At 71.6% G+C, this 21,296-nt stretch carries 23 protein-coding genes, 2 pseudogenes and 1 riboswitch; of the genes and pseudogenes, 13 read left to right on the top strand and 12 right to left on the bottom strand.

From position 1 onward, the window contains the following. Positions 1 to 23 precede the first annotated feature (23 nt). The 3 genes from AB0N07_RS28875 to AB0N07_RS28865 form a co-directional block, all read right to left on the bottom strand. On the bottom strand, positions 24 to 887 hold the full coding sequence (locus AB0N07_RS28875; protein ID WP_365839935.1) for a tetratricopeptide repeat protein: 864 nt from the start codon (positions 885 to 887) through the stop codon (positions 24 to 26). A gap of 56 nt (positions 888 to 943) precedes the next feature. Next, positions 944 to 1,131: riboswitch (TPP riboswitch) on the bottom strand. A gap of 67 nt (positions 1,132 to 1,198) precedes the next feature. Continuing rightward, on the bottom strand, positions 1,199 to 1,432 hold the full coding sequence (locus AB0N07_RS28870) for a ferredoxin (RefSeq protein WP_365839976.1): 234 nt from the start codon (positions 1,430 to 1,432) through the stop codon (positions 1,199 to 1,201). A gap of 6 nt (positions 1,433 to 1,438) precedes the next feature. Continuing rightward, a complete protein-coding gene (locus AB0N07_RS28865) occupies positions 1,439 to 2,896 on the bottom strand; it encodes an aldehyde dehydrogenase (protein ID WP_365839933.1) in 1,458 nt (485 codons plus the stop codon). Between the two features lie 189 nt (positions 2,897 to 3,085). Here AB0N07_RS28865 and AB0N07_RS28860 point away from each other — a divergent pair, with 189 nt between their 5' ends. From AB0N07_RS28860 to AB0N07_RS28850, 3 genes and pseudogenes are all read left to right on the top strand, one after another. Further along, the gene (locus tag AB0N07_RS28860) at positions 3,086 to 4,201 is read left to right on the top strand and encodes an MBL fold metallo-hydrolase (protein ID WP_365839931.1); all 1,116 of its coding nucleotides are present in this window, start codon (positions 3,086 to 3,088) and stop codon (positions 4,199 to 4,201) included. 42 nt (positions 4,202 to 4,243) lie between these two features. After that, positions 4,244 to 4,681: pseudogene (locus AB0N07_RS28855) on the top strand (nuclear transport factor 2 family protein); the annotation flags it as partial. A gap of 81 nt (positions 4,682 to 4,762) precedes the next feature. After that, a complete protein-coding gene (locus AB0N07_RS28850; protein WP_365839974.1) occupies positions 4,763 to 5,098 on the top strand; it encodes a RidA family protein in 336 nt (111 codons plus the stop codon). A gap of 8 nt (positions 5,099 to 5,106) precedes the next feature. Here AB0N07_RS28850 and AB0N07_RS28845 read toward each other — a convergent pair whose 3' ends face one another. Then, complete coding sequence (locus AB0N07_RS28845) at positions 5,107 to 5,763, bottom strand: aminoglycoside phosphotransferase family protein (RefSeq protein ID WP_365839929.1); 657 nt, start codon at positions 5,761 to 5,763, stop codon at positions 5,107 to 5,109. Between the two features lie 327 nt (positions 5,764 to 6,090). On the opposite strand from AB0N07_RS28845, the gene AB0N07_RS28840 reads away from it, so the two are divergent. From AB0N07_RS28840 to AB0N07_RS28815, 6 genes are all read left to right on the top strand, one after another. Then, positions 6,091 to 7,284 (top strand): prenyltransferase/squalene oxidase repeat-containing protein, encoded by a 1,194-nt coding sequence (locus AB0N07_RS28840; protein ID WP_365839927.1) that lies wholly within the window; start codon positions 6,091 to 6,093, stop codon positions 7,282 to 7,284. Further along, the gene (locus AB0N07_RS28835; protein WP_365839925.1) at positions 7,281 to 7,916 is read left to right on the top strand and encodes an SCO2322 family protein; all 636 of its coding nucleotides are present in this window, start codon (positions 7,281 to 7,283) and stop codon (positions 7,914 to 7,916) included. Before AB0N07_RS28840 ends, AB0N07_RS28835 begins: the two co-directional genes overlap by 4 nt. Continuing rightward, complete coding sequence (locus AB0N07_RS28830; protein ID WP_365839923.1) at positions 7,909 to 9,033, top strand: energy-coupling factor transporter transmembrane component T; 1,125 nt, start codon at positions 7,909 to 7,911, stop codon at positions 9,031 to 9,033. Before AB0N07_RS28835 ends, AB0N07_RS28830 begins: the two co-directional genes overlap by 8 nt. Beyond that, a complete protein-coding gene (locus AB0N07_RS28825; protein WP_365839921.1) occupies positions 9,030 to 10,748 on the top strand; it encodes an ATP-binding cassette domain-containing protein in 1,719 nt (572 codons plus the stop codon). Before AB0N07_RS28830 ends, AB0N07_RS28825 begins: the two co-directional genes overlap by 4 nt. After that, positions 10,745 to 11,557 carry an ECF transporter S component gene (locus tag AB0N07_RS28820; protein ID WP_365839919.1) on the top strand — a complete coding sequence of 271 codons (813 nt, stop codon included), beginning with the start codon at positions 10,745 to 10,747 and terminating at the stop codon, positions 11,555 to 11,557. The genes AB0N07_RS28825 and AB0N07_RS28820 overlap by 4 nt, the downstream gene beginning before the upstream one ends. 319 nt (positions 11,558 to 11,876) lie before the next feature. After that, complete coding sequence (locus tag AB0N07_RS28815; RefSeq protein ID WP_365839917.1) at positions 11,877 to 12,296, top strand: transglycosylase SLT domain-containing protein; 420 nt, start codon at positions 11,877 to 11,879, stop codon at positions 12,294 to 12,296. A 15-nt stretch (positions 12,297 to 12,311) separates the two neighbouring features. Here AB0N07_RS28815 and AB0N07_RS28810 read toward each other — a convergent pair. Beyond that, a pseudogene (locus AB0N07_RS28810) lies at positions 12,312 to 12,599 on the bottom strand (alpha/beta hydrolase); the annotation flags it as partial. A 173-nt stretch (positions 12,600 to 12,772) separates the two neighbouring features. Between AB0N07_RS28810 and AB0N07_RS28805 the strand changes: the two are divergent. Next, positions 12,773 to 13,453 carry a YoaK family protein gene (locus tag AB0N07_RS28805; RefSeq protein ID WP_365839915.1) on the top strand — a complete coding sequence of 227 codons (681 nt, stop codon included), beginning with the start codon at positions 12,773 to 12,775 and terminating at the stop codon, positions 13,451 to 13,453. Between the two features lie 42 nt (positions 13,454 to 13,495). On the opposite strand, the gene AB0N07_RS28800 is transcribed toward AB0N07_RS28805, so the two are convergent. Beyond that, positions 13,496 to 14,329 (bottom strand): alpha/beta hydrolase, encoded by an 834-nt coding sequence (locus AB0N07_RS28800; RefSeq protein WP_365839913.1) that lies wholly within the window; start codon positions 14,327 to 14,329, stop codon positions 13,496 to 13,498. A 163-nt stretch (positions 14,330 to 14,492) separates the two neighbouring features. On the opposite strand from AB0N07_RS28800, the gene AB0N07_RS28795 reads away from it, so the two are divergent. Beyond that, the gene (locus AB0N07_RS28795; protein WP_365839911.1) at positions 14,493 to 16,772 is read left to right on the top strand and encodes an NB-ARC domain-containing protein; all 2,280 of its coding nucleotides are present in this window, start codon (positions 14,493 to 14,495) and stop codon (positions 16,770 to 16,772) included. Here the strand turns inward: AB0N07_RS28795 and AB0N07_RS28790 are convergent. From AB0N07_RS28790 to AB0N07_RS28775, 4 genes are all read right to left on the bottom strand, one after another. Next, positions 16,745 to 17,203, bottom strand: a complete 459-nt coding sequence (locus AB0N07_RS28790; RefSeq protein WP_365839909.1) for a pyridoxamine 5'-phosphate oxidase family protein — start codon at positions 17,201 to 17,203, stop codon at positions 16,745 to 16,747. The genes AB0N07_RS28795 and AB0N07_RS28790 overlap by 28 nt on opposite strands. After that, positions 17,190 to 17,489, bottom strand: coding sequence for a hypothetical protein (locus tag AB0N07_RS28785; protein ID WP_365839907.1), 300 nt, complete (start codon positions 17,487 to 17,489; stop codon positions 17,190 to 17,192). Before AB0N07_RS28785 ends, AB0N07_RS28790 begins: the two co-directional genes overlap by 14 nt. A gap of 229 nt (positions 17,490 to 17,718) precedes the next feature. After that, positions 17,719 to 18,246, bottom strand: coding sequence for a GNAT family N-acetyltransferase (locus tag AB0N07_RS28780; protein WP_365839905.1), 528 nt, complete (start codon positions 18,244 to 18,246; stop codon positions 17,719 to 17,721). A gap of 12 nt (positions 18,247 to 18,258) precedes the next feature. Continuing rightward, positions 18,259 to 18,621, bottom strand: a complete 363-nt coding sequence (locus AB0N07_RS28775) for an ATP-binding protein (protein WP_365839972.1) — start codon at positions 18,619 to 18,621, stop codon at positions 18,259 to 18,261. Between the two features lie 128 nt (positions 18,622 to 18,749). Here AB0N07_RS28775 and AB0N07_RS28770 point away from each other — a divergent pair, with 128 nt between their 5' ends. After that, positions 18,750 to 19,586: a helix-turn-helix transcriptional regulator gene (locus tag AB0N07_RS28770; protein WP_365839903.1), complete on the top strand. Its 837-nt coding sequence runs from the start codon at positions 18,750 to 18,752 to the stop codon at positions 19,584 to 19,586. After that, positions 19,558 to 19,755, top strand: a complete 198-nt coding sequence (locus tag AB0N07_RS28765) for a DUF397 domain-containing protein (RefSeq protein WP_365839901.1) — start codon at positions 19,558 to 19,560, stop codon at positions 19,753 to 19,755. Before AB0N07_RS28770 ends, AB0N07_RS28765 begins: the two co-directional genes overlap by 29 nt. On the opposite strand, the gene AB0N07_RS28760 is transcribed toward AB0N07_RS28765, so the two are convergent. Together AB0N07_RS28760 and AB0N07_RS28755 are read right to left on the bottom strand one after the other, a co-directional pair. Further along, the gene (locus tag AB0N07_RS28760; RefSeq protein ID WP_365839899.1) at positions 19,739 to 19,981 is read right to left on the bottom strand and encodes a hypothetical protein; all 243 of its coding nucleotides are present in this window, start codon (positions 19,979 to 19,981) and stop codon (positions 19,739 to 19,741) included. The two genes, AB0N07_RS28765 and AB0N07_RS28760, sit on opposite strands and share 17 nt — an antisense overlap. Positions 19,982 to 20,027: 46 nt before the next feature. Further along, a complete protein-coding gene (locus AB0N07_RS28755; RefSeq protein ID WP_365839897.1) occupies positions 20,028 to 21,197 on the bottom strand; it encodes a steroid 3-ketoacyl-CoA thiolase in 1,170 nt (389 codons plus the stop codon). Positions 21,198 to 21,296: the final 99 nt, after the last annotated feature.

Raw genomic sequence — 21,296 nt, 5'->3', positions numbered from 1 at the left:
TCGGCGGCGCCCCGGGGCACGTCTCAGCCGACCGCCGCCAGCCCGCTCCAGCTCCGCCCGATCGTCGCGCCGTCCGCCCACTGCGCCAGCAGCCGCCGCGCCTCCTCCTCGGGGGCCGCGAGGGACACCGTCTGGGCGCCTGTCGGCAGGCTCCGGTCCTGCTGGTGGGTGCCCTCGCTGCAGCAGCCGCAGAGCACGCGGGCGCTGCTGGCCGGTTCCGCGCCGTAGCCGTGCTCGCCGAACAGGTCGAGCAGGGCCCGCAGGTCGACCGCCTCGCCGGCCGCCACGGTCACCTCCATGGTGGGCAGCTCGGAGGCCTCGAAGAGGAGCAGCTCGTCGAAGACGGGGAAGGTCACGCCGTCGAGGATCCGCTCCCCCTTCGGCTCGCCGTCGTGGACGACGATCTCGCCGTACCGCCGCCCTCCGGTCACCGGGACGTTCACCACCCGCCCCCGCGTCGGGCACAGCCGCTCGATCCACACGACCTCGCGCTTGCCGCCGGTGTCGAGCCGTACGCATGCGTTGCCGAAGCTGCCGACGATCTCGCCCTCACCGTCGGGGAGGGCGATGCCGAAGCCGGCCCAGGCGTCGCGGGCCGTGGCCCAGTCGCGCTGGATGGTCGCCGCGATGCCCAGGTTCCAGTACGCCGGGTCGCCCTCACCGCGCGGGGAGCGCGCGGCGGCCTCGCGTCCGAGTTCGTACGCCTTCGCCCAGTTCCGCAGGAACTTGTGGGCGAGCGCGGCGTTGTACCACCAGTTGGCGCTCGGTTTCTCGTCCGGGAAATGGGCGAGCACCTGCTCGTAGAGGCCGGCGGCGCGCGGCCACGCCTCGGCCTGCCACGCCTCACGAGCCTGCTTGATCAGCTTTCTGGCCTCGGACCTTCGCACTCTTCCCCGCCCCGATCGCTCCTACGGCAACCGCTGGAGCGTAGCGGGCACACCAAGGACCTACGAGACGGGTTCCCTTCGCCGGTGCTACCCGGGTCAGGTGGTGGAGGTCGCCTTCCAGTCGTGGACCTTGCGATCCACGGCCTTCCGGCCTCTCAGCCCGGACCGTCGACGTCGGTCCCAGCGGACTGACTGCTTCACGCCAGAATCGGCTACTCCGGTTCGGGCTCCCTCACTCGTCCCGTAGGCCAATTCCCAGAATAGAACATCCGACCTGGAATGAAACCCCTGAAATGGTACTTTTTCTGGCTCTACTCCTCCGGCGGAAACACCGGCTCCCCACTCCCCAGCAGCGTGATCACGACGGCCTCCACCGGGCAGTTCTCCGCCGCCTCCAGGATGCGTTCGTCGGCGTCCGTCTCCGGCTCGACGGGGTGCGACTGCATGGCGGAGTCGAGGCGGAAGGCCCCGGTCGCGCGGTGGACGCACTGGGCCGAGCCGATGCAGACGGAGCGGTCGACCTCGACGTGCCAGCGGTCGCCCATGGTCACTCAGCCCTCCCAGCCTGCCGGGAGATGGATCATCTTGTGTTCGAGGTACTCGCCGTAGCCCTCGGGCCCGAACTCCCGCCCAAGGCCGGAGTTCTTGTAGCCGCCGAAGGGGCCGAGCATGTCGAGGCTGAAGGTGTTCACCGAGTACGTGCCGGTGCGGACCTGCCGAGCCACCTCGATGCCGTGAGCCACGTCCACCGTCCACACGCTGCCGCTGAGCCCGTACTCGGAGTCGTTCGCGATCTTCAGGGCTTCGGACTCGTCGCCGTACGGGAGCAGGCAGATCACCGGGCCGAAGATCTCCTCCCGCGCGATGCGCATGGAGTTGTCGACGTCGCCGAAGAGGGTCGGTTCGACGTACCAGCCGCGGTCCAGGCCCGGCGGGCGGCCGCCACCGGTGAGGATCTTGGCGCCCTCCTCCTGGCCGATGCGGATGTAGTCGAGGTTGCGCTGCTGCTGGCGCTTCGCCACGAGCGGGCCGACCTGGGTCGCCGCATCCAGGGGGTCGCCGACGACCAGGGCGCTCGCCGCCGCCGCGAAGGCCTCGGCGAACTCGTCGTAGCGCGAGCGCGGCAGCAGGATGCGGGTCTGGGCCACGCACGCCTGGCCGTTGTTCATCCAGGCCGCCGGGACGACGCCCGCGACGGTGGTCGCCACGTCCGCGTCCGGCAGGACGACCGCCGCCGACTTGCCGCCCAGCTCCAGTGTCACGCGGGTGAGGTTGCGGGAGGCCACCTCCATCACGCGCCTGCCGGCCGCCACCGAACCGGTGAAGGCGACCTTGTCGACCCCGGGATGCCCGACCAGGTACTCGCTGACCTCGCGGTCCGCGGGCAGGATCGACAGCACGCCCTCGGGCAGCCCGGCCTCGCGCGTGATGTCGGCCAGGATGTACGCGTCCAGCGGCGACTCGGGTGACGGCTTGAGCACCACCGTGCAGCCGGTGAGCAGCGCGGGCGCGAGCTTGGCGGCGGCCACGAACTGCGGGACGTTCCAGGGGACCACGGCCGCCACGACCCCGACCGGCTCGCGCCGCACCAGGATCTTCCCGAGCACGCCGTCGCGCTGCTCCTCATACGTGAAGTTCCGGGCGACGGTGATCGCCGCGTCCCACACCATCATCGCGCCGAGCGCCTGCGCGAGGACGCTCCAGGAGTACGGGGACCCGTTCTCGGAGGAGATCACACGGGCGATCTCCTCGTGCCGTACGGCGATCGCGTCCTTGATGCGGGTGACGACCTCGATCCGTTCGTCGAGGGTCATCCGCGGCCAGGGCCCCTCGTCGAAGGCGCGGCGGGCGGCGGCGACGGCCCGGTCGACGTCCTCCCGCGAGGCGTGCGGCACCCGCCCGATGACCTCCTCGGTGTGCGGTGAGATCACCTCGATGACGTCCTTGCCGAGGGGGTCGGTCAACTCCCCGCCGATGAACAGCTGTCCGTGTTCCACGAGCTCGGTCATGGCCGACTGCCTCCCCGGAGCGCCTGTCTCTGACGGTTCATCAGATACGGCACTGATACCAGTTCCCCTCGGAGGAGTCCACGGGCCGCACACGAGTTGACCGCGTGGACAGGTGACTTGGGCTCCCATCGAAACGCGTTCTAGTTATAGTGGGCCGAGCGTGGCCGGTCCGCGGTGATTGGGGAGCCCATGACGCAGGTGTACGACCACGGCGGAGGCGTCCGGTCGATCGAGGTCCCCATCCCGGACAACCCGCTCGGCCATACGCTGGTCTACGTCGTCGACACCGACCGCGGGCCCGTACTGGTCGACACGGGCTGGGACGACCCCGCCTCCTGGGACACGCTCGCCGAGGGGCTGACGGCCTGCGGTACGGCGGTGGGCGAGGTGCACGGCGTCGTCATCACCCACCACCACCCCGACCACCACGGCCTGTCCGGCAAGGTGCGCGAGGCGTCCGGCGCCTGGATCGCCATGCATGCCGCGGACACGGCGATCGTGCGGCGCACCCGCGACACCCGGCCGGGGCGCTGGTTCGCGTACATGACCGCCAAGCTGGTCGCCGCCGGCGCCCCCGAGGAGCACGTGGCACCGCTGCGCGACGCAGCGCCCCGCACCACTCTGCCGGGCTTCTCCCCCGCGCTGCCCGACCGGGAGATCGTCCCCGGCGAGCTGCTCGGCCTCCCGGGCCGCCGGCTGCGCGCGATCTGGACGCCGGGGCACACCCCCGGTCATGTCTGCCTGCACCTGGAGGAGCAGCATCCGGCCCGACTGCCGGGCCACGGAAGGCTGTTCTCCGGCGATCACCTGCTTCCCGAGATCACCCCGCACATCGGCCTGTACGAGGACCCCGACGACACCACGGTCACCGATCCCCTCGGCGACTACCTCGACTCCCTCGAACGCGTCGGCCGTCTCGCCCCCGCCGAGGTGCTCCCCGCCCACCAGCACGTGTTCGCCGACGCGCCCGCCCGCGTACGGGAGTTGCTGGACCATCACGAGGACCGGCTCACCGGCCTCCGGTCGCTCCTGGTGGAGCCGCTCACCCCCTGGCAGGTCGCCGAGCGGATGGAGTGGAACCGGCCCTGGGCCCAGATCCCGTACGGCTCGCGGAACATCGCGGTCTCGGAGGCCGAGGCGCATCTGCGGCGGTTGGTGAAGCTGGGGCGGGCGGAGGCGGTGGCGGGGAGCGATCCGGTGACGTACGTGGCGGTGTGCTGTGCCTTTCCGGGGGATAACCCCCGGACCCCCAGCAGAAAAGCAGGTCGGCCGGGATCGCCGGCGGCGCGAGGCGAAGCTGAGTAAACCGGTCGCGCCCGGTGATCCGCCGCTGGTACCAACGGTCCCATGGACCCGTTGCAGCAACTCCTCGCCGAACGCGCCTGCGAGCGTCTGATCCTCGACTTCGTCCACCGCCTGGACCTCGGCGAACCCGCCTCCGTGGCCGAGCTGTTCACCGAGGACGGCTGGTGGGAGTGGCCGCCTCCCGGCGACGGGCGGCGGTCCGAGCGGCGGGAGGCGCTGCGGAAGTACTTCGGCGCACGACCCGTCGACAAGCTCTCGCGGCGGATCATGTCCAACATCCGCACCACGGTGACCTCGCCGGACACGGCCGAGGCCACCTCGTACTTCACGACGTACCGGATCGAAGGCTGGACGGGCGGCATGGTCCCGGCCGGTCCGCCCGTCCAAGTGGGCTGCTACGAGGACACCTTCCGCCGCGTCGACGGCCGGTGGCTGCTCGCCTCCCGCACCCTGCACCTCCCCTTCGGCGGCCCGACCCCGCACGTCGGCCGCGGCCCCCTCGAACCCGTCCGCACCGACCGAGCGCCCTTCGTCCCCTTCGCCGACGGCAGCGCGCCACCGCTGTCCCAAGGGGTGCGCAGCGGTCCGCTGCTGTTCACCTCGGGCCAGGGGCCGCTGGATCCGGCGACCGGCGAGATGTCCGCGGACTTCGGCGCGCAGGCGCGGCAGGTGCTCGCCAACGTCGAGGCCGTCGTCGCGGCGGCGGGCGGCGACCGGCGGTCGATCACACGCTGCACCTGCTACCTGGCCGACCGCGCCCACTTCGCCGAGTTCAACCGCGTCCACCGGGAGTTCTTCACGGACTGCTCGCCCCTGCCCGCCCGTACGACGGTGGTGGCGCGGCCGGTCCGGGAGGGGGTGCTGGTCGAGGTGGACGCGGTGGCCGTCGTCGGCTGAGCGCGCGCCTACGCGATCGTACGGACCAACTCCTCTGCCTTGCCGAGGAGTTGGACCTCCCGTCTACTCATCGTCGGGTTGGCCGCGCGCCGTCGTCGGGCCTGCGCCAGGCCGTCGTCGGTGAGCTGGGAGGGGTCGGCGAGGAGCGCGGCCAGCATGGCGCGGGCGGCGTCGGCGAGCGGTTCGTCTCCGACGGCGACCTGCGCGAGGATCACGGCGGAGATGCCCCAGTCCAGGCCCGGGTGCCCCTCCTCGGTGTTGCTCCAGTCGATCACGTACGGGCCCTCGGACGTCAGAATCACATTGTCCGGGTGCAGATCGAGGTGGAGCACGCGGCAGTCGGCGGCATCGCGGGCGGGGACGGTGTGCAGTCGGCGCAGGAGTTCGGCGAGCATCGCGCCGGCCTCTTCGGCGCCGAGTGGACCGGCCAGGCAGGCCTCAAGCATCGTCGGCCCGGACAGCCGCTCCATCACCAGCTCGGTGGGCGTGGAGTCGGACAGCCGTACCCGGGGCACGGGGTATCCGTGCGCGCGTACGTGCTCCATCACGGCCCCCTCGGCGAGAGCGTCACCCCATCCCTCGCGGTTGCGCCGCAGCACCCATCCCGCGTCGAGCTCGTACACGTCGTTGACCCGGCCCGTGCCGAGCAGCCTCCCCGTTGCCATGGTCCGAAGCTACCGCCGCCTGCGCCCCACAGGCGGCTCTCAGCGTGTTCCTACGAGCCGGTACAGTGGCCGGGTCGTCATCACGCCGTACGGGGGGAAGCCGGTGCAATTCCGGCGCTGACCCTCCCCCAGTGCCTAAAGGGCCTGGGCGGTGCCCCCACCCGTGACCCGCCCGCACCGGGCGGCCAGCCGGATTGCCCCGCGCGGTTGTGACCGGCTCACGTGCGTCGGCACCCGTCGGCGTGCGGCACCGTCGAGGCATACGGAGCCGAGCCGCCGGGGTCGTCCCGTGCTGCCCGCTCCCGCAGGGAGAGGCACCCGCCGATCATGAACGTCGTCCGCCGCAGCGCCGCGGTACTGGCCGCCACCGCCGTCGTACTGGGCGCAGCCGTCCCCGCCTTCGCCGCGTCCCCCTCCCCGTCCCTGCCCGGCGGGCTGTACGGCACGTCCGACCCGAAGTACGACGGCGTCTGGCGCCAGTCGCTGGCGCTGCTCGCGCAGGACACCGTGGGGGTGAAGCCGGCGGCGAAGGCGGTGGACTGGCTGGCGGGACAGCAGTGTGCGAACGGGGCCTTCGCACCGTTCCGCGCGGACACGGTGAAGGCCTGTGACGCGAAGCTCATGGTGGACACGAACAGTACGGGCGCCGCCGTCCAGGCCCTCGCCGCGCTCGGCGGACACGGGAGCGTCACCGGCAAGGCGGTCTCCTGGCTGAAGTCCGTGCAGAACAAGGACGGCGGCTGGGGCTACGCCCCGGGCGGAGCGAGTGACGCGAACTCGACGTCCGTCGTCATCGGCGCGCTGACCGCCGTGGGCGAGAAGCCGGACCAGGTCGTGAAGGACGACAGGTCCCCTTACGACGCCCTGCTGAGGCTCGCCCTGCCCTGCGGCGGGGACGGCTCGGGCGCCTTCGCCTTCCAGCCGGACAAGAAGGGCGAGCTGTCCGCCAACGCGGACGCGAGCGCGGCCGCGGTCGTGGGCGCCCTCGGCAAGGGGCTGACCGGGGACTCCCCGAAACCCACCGGCGCCACTCCGACGTGCAAGAAGGCCACCGGCCGCGAGCAGGCCGCCCAGAACGGTGCCGGGTACCTCCTCAAGGCCCTGGCCAAGGACAAGCACCTGACGTCGACGCTGCCCGGCGCCAAGCCCCAGCCCGACTACGGCAACACGGCCGACGCGGTCCTCGCCCTCGCCACCGCGGGCCACGGTGACAAGGCTGCCGACGCCATGCGCTGGCTGGAGACCAACTCCGCGGCGTGGGCCCGGCAGGCCGGACCGGCCGCGTATGCACAGCTGATCCTCGCGGCGCACGCGGAGAACTTCGACGTCCACCACTTCGGCGGCCAGGACCTGGTCAAGCTCCTCGACGCGACCGGCCCCGCGCCCGCCAGGCACCGGCACAAGGCAGCACACAGGGACGACTCCGGCGTCAGCGTCTGGTGGATGATCGGCGTCGGCCTCGTCGGCGGCATCGGCGTCGGCTTCCTGATCAGCGGCCGCAAGAAGAAGGCGCAGCCGTGATACGCCGCTTCCTCCCGTTCCTCGCCGCCCTGTTCCTGACCCTGACCGGCAGCGGCCAGGCGCAGGCCGCCGGTTACCGCTACTGGTCCTTCTGGGACTACGACGCCGGTCACTGGACGTACGCCACCCAGGGCCCCGCCACCACCCGCCCCTCCGACGGCGCCGTCCAGGGCTTCCGCTTCTCGGTGAGCGAGGACTCGGGCGACTCGGCGAAGCCGCGCGGGGCGGTGTCGTTCCCGGTGATCTGCGCGCGGACCCCCGCGCAGGACGGCAAGAAGCGCGTGGCGTTCGTGCTCGACTTCGGCACGGCGGCCGACGCACCGTCCGGGGAGACACCGCCGGCCCGTCGCACGGTCTGCGCGCGGGTGTCTGCCGACGGCACGACGGCGGATGCGCTGGCGGCGGTGGCGAAGCCGCTGCGGTACGACACGAACGCGCTGTTGTGCGCCATCGCCGGGTATCCCGGGAGGGGGTGCGGGGAGCAGGTCTCCGGCGGGAAGAAACCGACCGCTGCCGCACGGAAGGGGGACAGGACGGACGGCCCGTCGGTCGGGCTGTTCGTGGGGGCGGGCGCCGTCGTGACGCTGGCCGCAGCAGCCGTGTGGCAGGCACGGCGACGCAGGCATGCGTAGCCGCGCCGCCAAGCCCGAGCAGCCGACGCAGCCTGCGGGAAATCGTGCCGCCGGGGCGGGTCCCGGCCTCCACCCCGGCGCCTGGTGGCTCTGGTCGCTGGGCCTGGGCACCGCAGCCACCCGCACCACGAACCCCCTCCTCCTCGCCCTCCTCATCGCGGCGTCCGCGTACGTCGTGGCCACCTGCCGCGCCCGAACCCCCTGGTCCCACTCCTACTCCGCCTTCCTCGAACTCGCCCTCGCCGTCCTCCTCATCCGCCTCGTCTTCGCGGTGGCGCTCGGCTCCCCCGTCCCCGGCACCCACGTGATCGCCACCCTCCCCGAACTCCCGCTCCCCCACTGGGCACAGGGCATCCGCCTGGGCGGCAAAGTCACCGCCGAGTCACTGCTCTTCGCCTTCTACGACGGCCTGAAGCTGGCCACGCTCCTCATCTGTGTGGGCGCCGCGAACGCCCTCGCCAACCCGTCCCGTCTCCTCAAGTCGCTGCCGGGCGCCCTGTACGAGGCCGGCGTGGCGGTGGTGGTCGCCCTCACCTTCGCCCCGAGCCTCATCGCCGACGTCCAGCGTCTGCGCGCCGCCCGCCGTCTGCGCGGCCGCCCGGACAGCGGCATCCGCGGTCTGCTGCAGGTCGGACTCCCCGTCCTGGAGGGCGCGTTGGAGCGTTCGGTCGCCCTCGCCGCCGCCATGGACGCCCGCGGTTACGGCCGCACCGCCGAGGTCACGCCCGCCGTACGCCGTACCACCGCCGCCCTCACCCTCGGCGGCCTGATCGGCGTCTGCGCGGGAACGTACGGACTGCTCACCGCCGAAGGCGGCACGTACGGCCTGCCCCTGCTGCTCGCCGGGGTCGCCGCGGCCCTGGCCGGTCTGCGGCTGGGCGGTCGGCGCAGCCTTCGTACCCGATACCGGCCCGACCGCTGGGACCTCCGCGCCTGGCTGGTCACGGCCTCCGGCGCCGCGGTCGCCGCGCTGCTCACCCTCGCTGCCGACGCCGATCCGGCGGCCCTGCACCCCGGTGTCGTCCCGCTCGTCGCCCCCACCCTTCCCCTGTGGCCGGCGGCGGCCGTACTCCTCGCTCTCCTGCCCGCCTTCATCGCCCCGAAGGAGGCGTCGTGATCCGCTTCGAGGATGTCTCCGTGACGTACGAGGGGGCGGCCGAACCCACCGTGCGGGGCGTGGACTTCGAGGTCCCGGAAGGCGAACTGGTACTCTTGGTCGGCCCGTCGGGAGTGGGAAAGTCAACCGTCCTCGGCGCGGTCAGCGGTCTCGTCCCGCACTTCACGGGCGGCACCCTGCGGGGCCGCGTCACGGTGGCGGGCCGCGACACGCGTACGCACAAGCCACGCGAACTCGCGGACGTCGTGGGCACGGTGGGCCAGGACCCGCTCTCCCACTTCGTGACGGACACCGTCGAGGACGAACTCGCCTACGGAATGGAGTCGTTGGGCCTGGCACCGGAGGTGATGCGCCGCCGCGTCGAGGAGACCCTCGACCTCCTCGGCCTGGCCGACCTGCGCAACCGCCCCATCGCCACCCTCTCCGGCGGCCAGCAGCAACGCGTCGCCATCGGCTCGGTCCTCACCCCGCACCCCCGGGTCCTGGTCCTCGACGAACCGACGTCGGCCCTCGACCCAGCGGCGGCGGAAGAGGTCCTGGCGGTCCTCCAACGCCTGGTCCACGACCTGGGCACCACAGTCCTGATGGCGGAACACCGCCTGGAACGGGTCATCCAGTACGCAGACCAGGTCGCCGTCCTGCCGGCCCCGGGAGCCCCCGTGCAACTCGGCACCCCGGCCGACATGATGGCCGTCTCACCGGTGTATCCGCCTGTGGTGGCTCTCGGCCGCCTGGCATCCTGGTCCCCACTTCCCCTGACGGTGAGGGACGCACGTCGCCGGGCGGGGGCACTGCGCGACCAACTCGCTCAGCCTGCGGGCAGTCGTGCCGCTGGGGCGGCTCCCGACCCGAAGAGAGGCGGCACCCCACAAGCGCGGGCCGGCGAACCCACCCCGACAGCAACCTCCACCTGGCTGCGCCGACGTAAGAAGGCTCAGCCCGAACGAACTCCCGACCTTCCTGCGGAAGTTCGCTCCCTGTCCGTCCGCCGAGCCCAGATCCAAGCCCTCCGCCGCATAGACCTGACCATCGCCCCCGGCGAAACCCTCGCCCTGATGGGCCGAAACGGCGCCGGCAAATCCACCCTCCTCAACACCCTCGTAGGCCTGACACACCCCACCACGGGTTCAGTGAGCGTCGCCGGCCTCGCCCCCCACCGCACACCGCCCCCCACCCTCATCCGCCACGTAGGCCTGGTCCCCCAGGAACCCCGTGACCTCCTCTACGCGGACACGGTCGCAGCCGAGTGCGCCGCAGCCGACCGCGACGCCGATGCCGCCCCCGGCACCTGCCGCACCCTCCTCTCAGCGCTCCTCCCCGACATCACCGAGGTCACCGAGGTCACGCACCCCCGCGACCTCTCCGAAGGCCAGCGCCTCACCCTCGCCCTGGCAGTCGTCCTCACCGCCCGTCCACCCCTCCTCCTCCTCGACGAACCCACCCGCGGCCTGGACTACGCGGCAAAGGCCCGCCTCGTGACCCTGCTCCGCAACCTGGCAGCCGAAGGACACGCGATCGTCCTGGCCACGCACGACGTCGAACTGGCCGCCGAACTCGCCCACCGAGTGGTCCTGCTCGCCGACGGCGAGGTGATCGCCGACGGACCGACGGCCGAGGTCGTCGTCTCGTCCCCGTCCTTCGCCCCGCAGGTCACCAAGATCCTCGCCCCGCAGCAGTGGCTCACGGTCGCCCAGGTACGGGAGGCCCTGGGATGACGCCGCAGGCCCGCCCCATCCGCCTGGGCCCCCGCTCCCTCACGGCCCTCGCCCTGGTCAGCGCCGTGGGAGTGGCCGCCTTCGGCTGGCCCTTCCTCGCCCCGCCCAGCTCACAGCTCGGCGCCCACGCCCAGGACGCCCCCTGGCTCTTCGCGGGTCTGCTGGTGCTGCTGGTCGCCGTCGTGGCCGCGACCATCGCGGAGTCAGGGCTCGGCCCGAAGGCGGTCGCCATGCTCGGGGTGCTCGCGGCGACCGGCGCGGCCCTGCGCCCGCTGGGCGCCGGGACCGCGGGCATCGAGCCGATGTTCTTCCTGATGGTGCTGAGCGGACGCGTGCTCGGCCCGGGCTTCGGCTTCACCCTCGGCTCGCTCACCATGTTCGCGTCCGCGCTGCTCACGGGCGGTGTGGGTCCGTGGATGCCGTTCCAGATGCTGTCGATGGGCTGGTTCACGACGGGGGCCGGGCTGCTCCCGGGGCCCGACCGCCTGCGCGGCCGCGGCGAGCTCGCGCTCCTGGCCTGCTACGGCTTCCTCGCCGCCTTCGCCTACGGCACGATCATGAACCTGGCCGGCTGGCCCTTCATGGGCGCGCTCGCCTCGGGCATCGCCTTCGACCCGCAGGCCGCCGTCCCCGCCAACCTGGCCCGTTTCCTCGCGTACTGCGCGGCCACCTCGCTGGGCTGGGACCTGGGCCGGGCGGTCGTCACCGTCGTACTGACGCTCACGCTCGGCCCGGCCGTGCTCAGGGCACTACGCAGAGCCACCCGCCGGGCCGCGTTCGAGACCGCCGTCACTTTCGACCCCCACTGACCGGTGAACCACCCCACATGACCCACATCACCCACTATCTGCTCTAGTAGTACAAACCGGACGCCATGTCCACGCCATAACGGCCCCTGACCTGCACTTTGAGAGCCAGGTCACACGACCATCGCCTCACCCATATACGACCACAACTAGCAAATACGGTCATTGCGGACCCCCTCCGAGCCTGCTTCTCTGGATGACGTCGCACGGCGCCGATGTGCCCACAGGGCCACGGCGCCGACGCATGCCCCACGGGGCTCCCGGGTTCACCGGGACTCCGGGACTGCGTGCGACCCCATGCCCCCGAAGAAAAAGGTTTCTCGTGTTCGTCTCCCGCATCGCCCGCCGCATCGCGTCCCCGAAGAAGGCCCTCGCCTCCGCCGCCGTGGCCGCCGCCACCGCTGGCATGGCGCTGACCGCGGCTCCTGCTCACGCCGCGACCGCCAACTCGGCCGCCAGCGCTCAGGCGATCGCGCACCAGATGATCCCGAACGCGGCGCAGTACAACGCCTTCAGCAAGATCGTCGAGCGTGAGAGCGGCTGGAACGTCACCGCCACCAACTCCTCCTCCGGCGCCTACGGCCTGGTCCAGGCCCTCCCGGGCTCGAAGATGGCCAGCGCCGGCTCGGACTGGAAGACCAACCCCAGGACCCAGATCAAGTGGGGCCTTGACTACATGAACTCCCGCTACGGCAGCCCGGCCGCCGCCTGGTCGTTCTGGCAGGCCCACAACTGGTACTGAGCCGCCGGACCCGGCTCAGCCCCGAGCCCGTACGCCGTCGAAGAACCGCACCACCTGCGGGGCCGACACGGCGAAGGAACCGAAGTGGTCCACGGCTCCCTGATCGACCACCCGCACCCTCGCTCCTTGACCGGCGAGGGTGCGGGCGCATGTGCGGGCGTTGCCGATGGGCACGTCGGTGTCGTCGGCACCGGCGTACAGCCGCACCGGCACGTCCGGCTTCCAGTCACAGGTGTGGTCGGCGGCGCGCGTCGCCTCCAGCAGCCCGCCCGACAGGTGTCGCAGCCGCTCCTGGAAGGCGGGCGGCGGCGAGAGCCCTCCGGGTCCGCCAACTGGCCGGTGTTTCATAGGATTTGTGCATCTGATCGGTCATGGCGTCGACGCTACGGACGCGCGTCGGATGTCGGCATCCGAGCGGCCCCCGCGTCCGTGGTGGACTTGAGTGCACCCTGCCCGTCCGGCTGCCCGGAGAGTTGATGAGCGTGAGTGAGAGCGAACAGGGGGCGCGCGGACTGCGCCTGGTGTTCGTGCTGTTGGGGCTGACCGTGGTCAGCGGGCTGATCGACGCGGTGAGCTATCTGGGGCTCGGGCACGTCTTCACCGCGAACATGACCGGCAATGTGGTGGTGCTGGGCTTCGCCGCCGCCGGGGCGCCCGGGTTCTCCGTACCGCACACCGCGACCTCGCTGGTCTGCTTCCTGCTCGGCGCGGTGGCCGGGGGGCGGGTCACGCGGCGGCTGGGCGACGGTCCGAAGCGCACCTGGGCGCGGCTGACGCTCGCCGTCGAGGCGGTGCTGGTGGGCGGGGCCGCCGCGGCCGCGTTCGCCGCCCCGCACGCCACCGCCACCCGCTACGCCGTCATCGGGCTCACGGCCGTCGCGATGGGCCTGCGCAACGCGACGGTCCGCAAGCTCGACGTCCCCGGCCTCACCACGACGACCGTCCTGACGATGACGCTGACGAGCCTGGCCGCCGACTCCCGGGCCGGCGGCGGCTCGGGCCGGCGCTCGCCGCGCCGTTCGGCGGCGGTCGTCGCGATGGCCGCCGGCGCCTGCCTCGGCGCCTGGCTGGTCCTCCACCACGGCCTGGGCATTCCGCTGCTGGTCGCGGCGGTGGCGGTGGCCGTGCTGGCGGTGGTGGCGTCGGGGCGGGAGTGACCCCGACGCACCGGTGCCGCTTACTTGCCGATCACTTGCCGATCACTTGCCGAGGAAGGCCAGCAGCGCGGTGTTGACCTCCTCCGCGTGGGTCCACAGCAGGCCGTGCGGGGCGCCCTCGATCTCCACGTACTCGGCGGAGGGCAGCAGGGCGCGGAAGGGCCGCCCGGTCGAGTCGATCGGCAGGATGCGGTCGCCGGTGCCGTGCAGGATCAGCGTCGGCACGTCGACCTTCGCCACGTCCGCCCGGAAGTCGGTGATCCAGGTCGGCACGCAGGCCACCGAGGCGTGCGCCGAGGCAGCGGCCGCCACGTTCCAGCTGTTGCGCACGGCCTCCTCGCTGATACGGCTGCCGAGCGTCTCGTCCAGGTTGTAGAAGTCCTGGTAGAACGCGGTGAAGTAGGCGTACCGGTCCTTGCTGACGGCTTCCAGGATGCCGTCGAAGACCTGCTGGTCGACGCCGGCCGGGTTGTCGTCGGTCTTGAGCAGGAAGGGCTCGAGCGACGCCAGGAAGGCGGCCTTCGCCACTCGGCCGGAACCGTAGGTGCCCAGGTAGCGGCCGACCTCGCCGGTGCCCATCGAGAAGCCGACCAGGACCGCGTCCGTCAGGTCCAGCGTGGTCAGCACCTTGTCCAGGTCGGCGGCGAAGGTGTCGTAGTCGTAGCCCTTGGTCGGCTGCGAGGAGCGGCCGAAGCCGCGCCGGTCGTAGGTGATGACCCGGTGGCCGGCCTCCAGCAGCGCGGGCACCTGCCGCTCCCAGGAGTGGCCGTCGAGCGGGTAGCCGTGGATGAGCACGACCGGCTGTCCGGTGCCGTGGTCCTCGTAGTAGAGCTCGATGGGCGCGCTGTTCTCTTCGCCGACGGTGATGTACGGCATGTCGGTTCCCCTTCCATGGGCGGGACGTTGCCAACGGCCACCAGCACACCACCGGTGATTCGTGGTCACCAGGCAGAAGCACAGGCGGAAGTACGGTCGATCGGCCAAACGGCGTCCGACATTCCGGCTCCACGACGGATGGATGCTTGTTCTAATTGCCGTGATGACCAGAAATGATCCGGATGTTTCTCAGAGCGGTACGGCTTTCGGCGTCACGCTGCGCTCCCTGCGCCGGGCCGCCCGGCTGACACTGGAAGGGCTGTCCGAGGCGTCCGGGGTGAGCGTCCGCGCGCTGGGCGACCTGGAGCGCGGCCGCAGCCGCGGACCGCAGCGCCGTACCGTCGACGCGCTCGCCGCCGCCCTCGAACTGGACGGCGGACAGCGCGAGCGCCTACAGCGGCTGGCCGACGCCGGCCGCGGACGCGGCGGCCCGACCACACCGCCCCATCTCCTGCGCACCGTCGCCGACTTCACCGGCCGCGAGCGGGAACTGGCCGATCTGGAGGCACTCGCCACCACCGCCGGCTCCCGGGCCGCGGTGCTCTTCGGGCCGGGCGGGCAGGGCAAGACGACGCTCGCCGCGGAGGCCGTGCGGCGGCTGGCCGGGCACTTCCCGGACGGCTGCGTCGGTGTGCGGCTGCACGGCATGAGCGAGTCACCGCTGCCCGCCACCGAGGCACTGGTGCTGGTGCTGACGGCGCTCGGTCACCCGCCCGACCGGATCCCGGTGGACCTGGCCGCCCGGGAAGCCGTCTACCGGTCCACCCTGGCCTCCCGCCGAGCGCTGATCGTCCTCGACGACGCGGCCGACGAGGAACGGACCAGACCGCTGCTGCCGGACGCCGAGGGCAGCTTCGTGCTGGTCACCAGCAGGCGGCCGCTGGCCGGACTGGAAGGCGTACGGCGCATCAGGCTCGGCGGACTCAGCGGCCGGGAGTCGGCGACGCTGCTGCAGCGCATCCTCGGCGCCCCGCGCACCGACGGCCAGTCCGAGGCGATCGCCCGGCTGACCGAACTGTGCGGGCATCTGCCGCTGGCCCTGCGGATCGTCGGCAACCGCCTCTCCAGCCGCCCGGGCTGGACCCCGTCCCGGCTGGCCGACCAACTCGGCGACGAGGAGCGGCGGTTGAGCGGCCTGGTCGCGGGCGACCTCGCCGTGCGCAGCGCCCTCGCCCTCTCCTACGGCCAGCTCACCGTCCCGCACCGGCTGCTGTTGCGCAGGCTCGCGCTGCTGCCCGGGCCCGACACCGGCCCCGGCCTCGCGGCCGTCCTGACCGGCGAGGACGTGTGGACGACCGAGGACTCCCTCGACGTCCTGGTCGACCGCGGCCTGCTGGAGGAGCCGGCACCGGGCCGGTACGGCCTGCACGACCTGGTGCGCCTCTTCGCCCGTGAGCAACTCGACGAGGAGGAGACACGGTCGGTGGGCCTCCGCATGGCGGACTGGCTGCTGCGCTCGGCATCCGCGGCGGGCCGCTGGTTCGAGGCGCCGGGTGCGCCTGAGCCGTGGCCCGGTGAGGTCCCGGCCTTCGCGCCCGCGTCGGCCGACGAGGCGGAGGCGTGGCTGACGGCCGAACGGCCCCACTGGGTCGGCGCGTTGCCCCTCATGTTCGAGGCGGGCCGGCACCGGGAGATCCTCCACACCTCACGCACCCTGTACTGGTTCTCCGACCGCTGGGACCAGTGGCCCGAGTGGCAGAGCCTGTTCTCGTACGGCGCCCGGAGCGCTGCGGCGCTCGGGGACCGGGCGGCCGAGGCCCACCAGTTCAACTGTCTCGCCTGGGCGCACTCGTTCAGCTACCAGTACGAGCAGGCCGAGCAACTCGCCGAACGCGCCCTGGCGCTGGCGACCGAGGCCGGCGACGTCGGGCAGCAGGCCTGGGCCTGGGCCTACCTCACCGGGGCCCGCATGAACCTGGAACGCCCCGCGGAGGCGGAGCAGGCGGCCGAGAACGCCATACGGCTCTTCGAGGCCACCGGCGACACCACCGGAAAGGCGGTCGCCCAGCGCGCCCGCGGCAGCGCACTGCGCGAAGCCGGCCGCCCGGAGGAGGCCCTGGCCATCCACCGCGCCCTGCTCGGCGCCCGGGCCGGTGACGTGCCCGACCTCGACAACTACATGCGGGCCATCCTCCAGCACGAGACGGCCCTGGACCTGCTCGCCCTGCGCCGCTGGCCCGAAGCCGCCGAGGCCTACCGGGCCGTCACCGTCCCCGCCACCCACAAGGGCATCGACCACCTCCAGGCCCGCGCCCTCTCCGGCCTGGCCACCGCCCTGGAACACTGCGGCGACCTGGCAGAGGCCCACACCCACTACACCCGGGCCCACGCCCTGTACACCGCGCTCGGCGACACGACCTCCGCCGCACAGACGGCGGCCGCGATCGAGCGGACCCGCCCGGCCGACGCCGCCCGTCACCCCAGGTCGACCGCCACCCGATGATCGGGCTGCCCGTCCTTGGCCAGGATCGAGTGCTCGTCGGCGACGGCACGGTACAGCCGCATGCCGGACTCGCCCCGGACGTCCTCGGCTGTCCAGACCCGCCCGCCGTGCCGTACGGAACGCCGGGAGAAGACGTCCAGCCCGTGCGCGAGGCCCTCCCCCTCCACACGCGCGGCGAGGGCGGACATGTACACCCCCTGACCGGTGCCGATGGCCGCCGACGAGTCGAAGACCGAGATCCCCACCTCGGGCCGCACGGCGATGTTGCGGGAGTGCCGGACGTCAGGCGATGAGACCCAGAAGAACGCGCGGTGGCCCTCATGAGCGAAGTAGACCGGGGAGCTCCAGGGCCGTCCGTCGCCGTCGGCGGTGGCGAGCACCATGTACAGGCCGGCGTCGACGACCGCGCGGGCGATCTCACCGCGGTTCATCGACGGCTCCCGCGCTGCTCCTGCGGTACGAGAGCGGGAAGTCCAACTCCCAGTCGGCCGATGCGTCCGTCCGCTTCTCCCAGGCGCCGCGGATGGTGTCGCCGTCGTCACCGATCCGCCCGACGAACCGCTGCCGAAAGCTCAGCGGCGAGAAGTCGGGCGACTCGCGCAGCAGCTGCCAGACCTCACCGTCGAAGGTCATGGCATACGTCCGTACGACTCCCCGCGAGTCGAAGTAGTGCTGCGTGTACCCGCCCGTCTCCGGGTCGGCGGCGATGACCGACATGCTGTCCGGAACGGGATGGGGGGGCCTCGGAGCGCTGGACCAGGAAGTGCCCGTCAAGACTCCACTCGAACACACAGCGGCCGGGCGGCACCTCGAGCCCCGGGAACTCGGCCTCCACCACCCACTCCCCGACCAGCGCCTCCAGCCGCTTCAGGGCTTCCTGCCGTGCCGTCGCGTCCATCGCGAACACCTCCTTCTCACAGAGGCAGACGGCGGCCGCGAGGGAAACTCATCGGTCCCCGAGACTCAGCGTCGCCGCGCACAGGCCTGTCTCCCCACGACCGCGCGTCCGGTTGCCCACCGTCGCGCCCGCCCCGTCCTGCGCCGCCACGACCTCGAAGCCCAGGCTCCGCAGGAAGCCGAGCCCCGTCTCCCACCCCGCCGGACACGTGGCGGTCACCCTCCGCATCCCCCGCCCGGCGACCTCCTCCAGCAACCGAACGGCGACTCCCGTACCGACTCCCTCGCGCCGCGCCCCGGGAGCGACGAGGAACACCCCGACCGCGCAGCTCTCCGCATCGGGATGCCGGTCGACGACGTCGACCAGCCCGACGACATCCGCGCCCCGGCACATCACCAGCAGCCGCTTCTGGTCGAGGTCCGCGCCCTCGGGAAGCGCGTAGTACAGGCTCTGTACGTCCGCCGGGAGGGCCGGACCGCCGGTCGCGGCGACGAAGTAGTCCTCGCAGGACGCGAACAGAGCTGCCACCTGCGGCTCGTCCTCCGGCGTCAACTCACGCACCGTCACCCCGTCCACGGTCCCACCACCTCACCTCACGCATTCGAACCACACCGTCTTACCACCGCCGAGCGCCGGACCCACGCCCCATTTGTCGACCACGGCGTCGAGGAGTACGAGTCCTCGGCCACCTTCCACCTCTGGTGACAACTCGTGTGGAATACATGGCAGTTGAGGACATCCGTCGGTCACCTCCACCCTGACTCCGGCCGCCGACCGCAATACCAGCAGCACACAGCGCCTGCCCGGAACATGCCGTACGACATTGGCGACCAGCTCGGTCACGCCGAGCTCCACGGCGTCGGTCAGCTCCGCGAGTTCCCACTCGTCGAGCAGAGAGCGGACGATACGGCGGATGTGGCCGGCCGAGTGGGCGCCGACGGTGAGGCTCATGCGGTAGGTGGGGGGAATGAATTGATTCACAGGACGAGCTTGACCTTGCGCAACTACTCTGGGCTACGGGACGAGCACAACCAGTCCCGCAGTGGGCGGAGTTGTTGCACAGGCAGGGGGCCGTACACGTGACCCAGATCAACACCCTCGACCCGGGCGCCTCGCCGCTCGACTACTACGGCTACGAGTTGCGTCGGTATCGCGACGCCGCAGGGCTGACGCAGCGGCAGCTCGGGGACATCGTCAACTACACGGGCTCGATGATCGGCCAGATCGAGACGGCGAGAAAACTGCCGACACAGGACTTCAGCGAGCGGGCGGACGCGGCGCTGGGGACGGGCGGGGCGCTGTCGCGGCTCGTTGAGCTGGTGATGCGGAGTCAACTGCCGGGTTGGTTCAGGCAGGTGGCCGAGCTGCAGGCGCGGGCCATGGAGATCTGCTCCTTCGAGGACCACCTGATCCACGGTCTCCTGCAGACCGCCGGGTACGCGCGCGCCGTGCTCGGTGTGCTGAACCAGAGCAACCTCGAGGACCGCACCGCCGTCCGGCTGGCCCGCCAGAGTGTCTTCGAGAAGGACGAGTCGCCCGTCTTCTGGGCGATCCTCAGCGAGGGCACCCTGTATCAGGAGATCGGCGGTCGGGAGACCATGCGTGGCCAACTGGCCCACCTGTTGAGTTTCGAGCAGAACCCCCGGATCAACATCCAGGTCCTACCGTTCTCCGCCGGGGCCCATGCAGGCATGCAGGGCTCGTTCGACGTCTACCGTTTTTCGAGCGACCCGACCATCGTCTACACCGAGGGGTACGGGAGCGGGCATCCGACCGCCAATCCGGACACCGTCAAGGACTGCTCGCTCCGTTACGATCATCTCCAAGCCGCCGCGCTCTCCCTCAAGGACTCGGCGGAGCTGATGCGGCGAGTAATGGAGGAGCGCTATGGAGAACCAAGCGACTCAGTGGCGTAAGTCCAGCTACAGCGGCGATCAGGGCGGCAACTGCCTCGAAGTCGCCGAATCCCCCCACTCCACCATCGCCATCCGCGACTCCAAGAACCCCGCCGGGCCGGTACTGACCCTCCGGCCCGACGCGTTCCGCCGTTTCGTCTCCTGGAGCGGCACTACACCTGAGGTCTGACCGCACCCCCTGCCTTCGCCGCCCGGTGGGCTCTCCACTCCCTGCGGAAGAAGTAGGCGCGCAGGACCGCGATCGCCAGGAACAGCAGACCGAAGCCGCCCCGGCCCCAGCCTCCTACCTGCACGAAGTAGTAGAGGGCCAGGCCGGCGAAGGACAGGCTGATGGCGATGATGATGGGTTCGCGGAGGTAGAAGGGCAGGACGCGGAGGATTACGTTGATCAGCATTGGGCAAGTTGACCAGTCCGCGTCAATCCGCGCTACCGACTTACGCTTACAGGCGCTGAATGATCGTGCCCGTGGCCAGCCCACCCCCCGCGCACATGGTGATCAGCGCGAACTCCTTGTCCGTCCGCTCCAGTTCATGGAGCGCGGTGGTGATCAACCGCGCTCCCGTCGCCCCCACCGGATGCCCGAGCGCGATCGCGCCGCCGTTGACGTTGACCTTCTCCAGGTCCTGCTCGAAGACCTGCGCCCAGCTCAACACCACCGACGCGAACGCCTCGTTGATCTCGACGACGTCGATGTCCTTCAGGGACATGCCCGCCTTGCCCAGCACCGCCCGTGTCGCGTCGATCGGTCCGTCGAGGTGGAAGTGCGGGTCGGCGCCGACCAGCGCCTGGGCCACGATCCGCGCCCGCGGCTTCAGCTTCAGCGCGCGGGCCATCCGCTTGGACGCCCACATGATCGCCGCCGCGCCGTCGCTGATCTGCGAGGAGTTGCCCGCCGTGTGGATGGCCGTCGGCATGACCGGCTTCAGGCCCGCGAGCGCCTCCATGGTCGTGTCGCGCAGGCCCTCGTCCCGGTCGACGAGCCGCCACATGCCCTGTCCGGCGCGCTGTTCCTGCTCCGTCGTCGGGACCTGGACCGCGAACGTCTCCCGCTTGAAGCGCTCCTCGGCCCAGGCCGCGGCGGCCCGCTCCTGCGAGATCAGGCCGAGCGAGTCGACGTTCTCGCGCGTCAGGCCGCGATGGCGCGCGATCCGCTCCGCCGCCTCGAACTGGTTCGGCAGGTCCACGTTCCACTCGTCGGGGAACGGCTTTCCGGGGCCGTGCTTCGAACCCGAGCCCAGCGGCACCCGCGACATCGCCTCGACACCGCACGAGATACCGACGTCGATCACGCCCGCGGCGACCATGTTGGCCACCATGTGCGAGGCCTGCTGCGAGGAGCCGCACTGGCAGTCGACCGTCGTCGCCGCCGTCTCGTACGGCAGGCCCATGGTCAGCCAGGCCGTGCGCGCGGGGTTCATGGACTGCTCGCCGGCGTGCGTCACCGTACCGCCGACGATCTGTTCGACCGCGTCGGCGGGCATGCCGGTGCGGCCGAGGAGTTCACGGTAGGTCTCGCCCAGGAGGTAGGCGGGGTGGAGGTTGGCGAGCGCGCCGCCGCGCTTGCCGATGGGGGTGCGTACGGCTTCTACGATGACGGGTTCCGCGGCCATGGTGGGGGATCCTCTCCTCCGGTACCCGCGCGGCGCGGGGGCGTCCCGGCCGACCCCGCCACGCTGAACTAGTACGTGTTCTAGTTCTGGCAGCAGTCT

It is taken from the genome of Streptomyces sp. NPDC051172 (genome assembly GCF_040682555.1).
In the GTDB taxonomy this organism is placed as follows: domain Bacteria; phylum Actinomycetota; class Actinomycetes; order Streptomycetales; family Streptomycetaceae; genus Streptomyces.
The sequence above is the reverse complement of the archived record's forward strand: the minus strand, read 5'-3'. Positions and strand labels throughout refer to the sequence as shown.